This window comes from Accumulibacter sp., assembly GCF_023806565.1.
Classification (GTDB): domain Bacteria; phylum Pseudomonadota; class Gammaproteobacteria; order Burkholderiales; family Rhodocyclaceae; genus Accumulibacter.
In genome coordinates this window covers 1-3,681 of record NZ_JAMTDV010000072.1, presented here as the reverse complement: position 1 = coordinate 3,681, position 3,681 = coordinate 1, and the positions used below count along the sequence as shown (strand labels likewise).

General features: G+C 69.2%; 3 protein-coding genes. All 3 read left to right on the top strand.

Annotation, left to right across the window (positions count from 1 at the left end; genetic code table 11):
- A partial coding sequence (locus NFV80_RS08740) for a patatin-like phospholipase family protein (protein WP_295328571.1) occupies positions 1-1,110 on the top strand: 1,110 nt, incomplete at its 5' end.
- A gap of 77 nt (positions 1,111-1,187) precedes the next feature.
- Positions 1,188-1,586, top strand: a complete 399-nt coding sequence (locus NFV80_RS08735) for a hypothetical protein (protein ID WP_295328573.1) — start codon at positions 1,188-1,190, stop codon at positions 1,584-1,586.
- A gap of 24 nt (positions 1,587-1,610) precedes the next feature.
- Positions 1,611-3,626, top strand: coding sequence for a tetratricopeptide repeat-containing protein (locus NFV80_RS08730; RefSeq protein WP_295328575.1), 2,016 nt, complete (start codon positions 1,611-1,613; stop codon positions 3,624-3,626).
- Positions 3,627-3,681 lie beyond the last annotated feature (55 nt).

Below are 3,681 nucleotides of genomic sequence, written 5' to 3'. Positions count from 1 at the left end.
ATCCTCGCGCTCGACGGCGGAGGCTTGCGCGGCATCCTCACGCTGGGCATCCTCGAACGCATCGAACGCATGCTCGGCGAGCGGCACCGCGCCGGCGACGACTTTCGCCTGGCGCACTACTTCGATCTGATCGCCGGCACGTCCACGGGCGCGATCATCGCCGCCGCGCTGGCCAAGGGAATGCGCGTCGCCGAAGTGCTCGCCGAGTACCGTCAGCTCGGCAGCAAGGTCTTCGCGAAGAGCCTGTTTCGTCAGGGCGTGCTGCGCGCCAAGTACGAAGCCGGCACGCTGAGCAAGGAACTGCAGCGCGTCTATGGCGCCGAAACGACGCTGGGCAGCGATTGCCTGCTGACCGGCCTCGTCGTCGTCACCAAACGCCTCGACACCGGCAGCCCGTGGCCGCTGCTGAACAATCCGCGTGGCCGCTATTTCCACGGCGACGCCAAAGGACGCGTCGGTAATGGCGACTACCCGCTGTGGCAGGTCGTTCGCGCCTCGACCGCGGCGCCGTCGTACTTCGACCCCGAGCGGCTGACGATCGCCGCTGGCCAGGGCAACCCCGGGCAGGAAGGCCTTTTCGTCGATGGCGGCGTCAGCCCGTACAACAACCCGGCGCTGCAGGCACTGATGGTCGCCACGCTCGACGGCTACCGCATCGGCTGGCCGAGCGGCGCCGACAGGCTGCTGCTCGTCTCGCTCGGCACCGGCAGGCCCGACCCTGCCGTCGCCGAGGTCGGAATCGCCGCGGGCCAGGCGATCCAGTCGTTGCTGGGAATGATGGAGGACGTCGCGACGATGCAGCAGACGCTGCTGCAGTGGCTCAGCTCGAGCCCGACCGCGCGCACGATCGACCGGGAAGTCGGCGACCTGCGCCACGACCTGCTGGCTGGCGCGCCGCTGCTGACCTATCTGCGCTACGACCTCGAGCTGACCGCCGAACAGGTGCGCGCGCTTGCCCCCGAACTGCGCGACGACAGGCTCGTCGCCTCGCTCAGCGAGATGGACTCGCCGGAGAACATGGATGCGCTGCACCTGCTCGGAGCGCGCGTCGGCGCACGCGATGTCCAGGCGCACGACTTCCCCGCGCACTTCGACCTGCCGGCAGCATAGTTTTCGTCTGCCCCGCGCTCTTCCACCCCGCGCCCGACGCTCACCGCCCCTCATCACCCGCCTGCCGCTTCCTGCCGATGAACGCCCTTTTCACCCGTCGCCGCTATCGCCGCCGCGCCGACCAGGCCGTCGCCGCCGTCCAGATCAAACTCGAAACGACGGGACTGCACTACCACAAGTGGGGAAACGAGCAGTTCGCCAAGCCCGGCGACTGGCTCGTCGACAATGGTGGCGACGTCTACACCATCGACGCGGAAACCTTTGCCCGCACCTACCGGCGCGTCGGTTGCGGCGCGTACGTCAAGAGCACGCCGGTCTGGGCCAAGCAGGCCGCGGGTGCCGGCAGCGTCGCCACCCAGGAAGGCCGCACTGCGTACGCAGCCGGCGACTGGCTGGTCAGCAACCGCGAGGACGGCGGTGACGCGTACGCGATCAGCGCCGAAAAGTTCGCTCTCCTCTACGAACCCGACGAATAACCGGCCCACAGGCAGGAGGGTGCCATGCGCTACTTCGTCATTCGCGGCTTCGGCGTCAAGCGCGACGGCTCCGGGAACCCATTCGACTTCGACCGCGTAGACCGCGAGCTGATCGCGCCGGCGCTGGCGCAATGCGACTTCGAGGGCGGCACGACCGGCGAGATACCCGACTCGGGAAGCATCCACGAAGACATGTACCGGCTGATCCTGCAGGCCGACCTCGTCGTCTGCGACATCAGCGTGCATAACGCCAACGTCTTCTACGAACTCGGCGCGCGGCACGCGCTGCGCAGGAAGCGCACGGTGCTCCTCAAGTGCAGCGAATCGGCCGACCGCACACCCTTCGATCTCGGCGACTTCCGCTACCTGCCGTACTCGTGCGAGCGCCCGGCCGACACCGTGCCAGCTCTGATCGCCGCGATCCGCCACGGCACCACGAGCGAACGCGAAACCGACAGCCCGATTTTTCGTGCGCTGCGCGACTTGCCCGAAGCGCCATCGGACGCCGCCGTGCCGAACGACTTCGTGCAGGAAGTCCAGCGCGCGAAAGTCGCGCGCGACCGCGGCTGGCTCCTGATGCTCGCCGACGAGGTAGGCAACCTGCCTTTCGAGCGCCCCGGCCTGCGCCTCGTCGCCTTCGCCCAGCAGGCGATCGAAGACTTCGACGCCGCGCGCGACAGCCTCCAACGTCTGCTGCGCCTCGGCGACCGCCAAACCGGAGTGCGCTTCGCGCTGGCCAACATCTACGAGCGCAGCTACCGGCGCAGCGGCAAGCCCGAGCTGATGGATCGCGCCGAACGCGCGCTCGACGAAGTTCTGCAGCGCTCCGACCTGCGGGCAAGCGAACACGCGGAAGCGCTCGCGCTGCGCGGACGCAACCTCAAGACGCTGTGGCGCAAGGGTTTCGAGGGAATCGCAGACGCCGCCGAGCGGCGCGCGCGCGCATGCAAGCGCCAACTGCTCGACAGCTGGCAGGCCTACCGCGAGTCATTCCGGCGCGATCTCAACTCGTTCTACTGCGGGATCGCCTGTCTGCAGGTTGGCCACGCGCTGCTCGCGCTCTCCCGCGAACCGCGCTGGACGGCCATGTTCAGGAGCGCACGCGAGGCGGCGCGGCAGCGCAGCGAGCTGTGGGACGAGCTGCGCACGCTGCGCCACGTCGTCGCCGCGGCGATCGAGCACGGCCTTGCGCACGGCAGCGAGAGCGACCGCTGCTGGGCGCGCATCAGCCGCGCCGACCTGCGCTTCCTGACCGATGACGAAGCCCGGCTGCACGCCGACCCGTCGATCCTGCTCGACGACTACGAGCACGCATTGCTCGGCCTCGAACCGTTCTACCGCGGCGCGGCGATCGGCCAGTTGCAACTGTTCGCCGCGATCGGCGTGCGCGCGGCGATCGCAGAGGCGCTGATCGCCGCGCTGCACCGCGACGAGCAGCCGGCAGCCGCGCCGCCGCATCTCGTGCTCTTCGCTGGCCATCAGATCGACGAGCCCGGCCGCACGCCGCCGCGCTTCCCGGCGCGTGCCGAGCAAGCCGCGCGCGAGCTGCTGCGCGAACACCTCGTGCGCCTGCGCGAGCAACACGGATCGCTGCTGCTGCTCGCTTCGGCCGCTCCCGGCGCCGACATCCTGGCACACGAAGTCTGCGCCGAACTCGGCGTCCCGACGCTGCTCTGCCTGCCGATGCCGCTCGAAAACGTTGCCGCGCTGGCTTTCGGCACGCGCGATGCCTGGCGCAACCGCCTGCTCGCGCTTGCGCGCCAGCACGGCGAAGCAATCCGCGTGCTGCAGGACGGTCCCGAGCTGCCGCGCTGGCGCAACGAAGGCAAGCCCGAACTGTGGCAGCGCGGAATCCGCTGGATCGTCCACTCGGCGCAGGCGTGGCACTGCAGCACGCGCACACTGCTCGCCCTGTGGGACGGCGACGACCACGATGCCTCGACCGGTGGCGTCGCCGAAGTCGTGCGCCAGGTGCGCGAAACCGGCGCGTTTGCGATCGAGCTGATCGACAGCCGGCAACTGCTCGATCGGACCGCATGATCGTGCGCACCCAGAGCTCGGTGCGCGGGACGCTTATCACCGGAACAACCAAGCA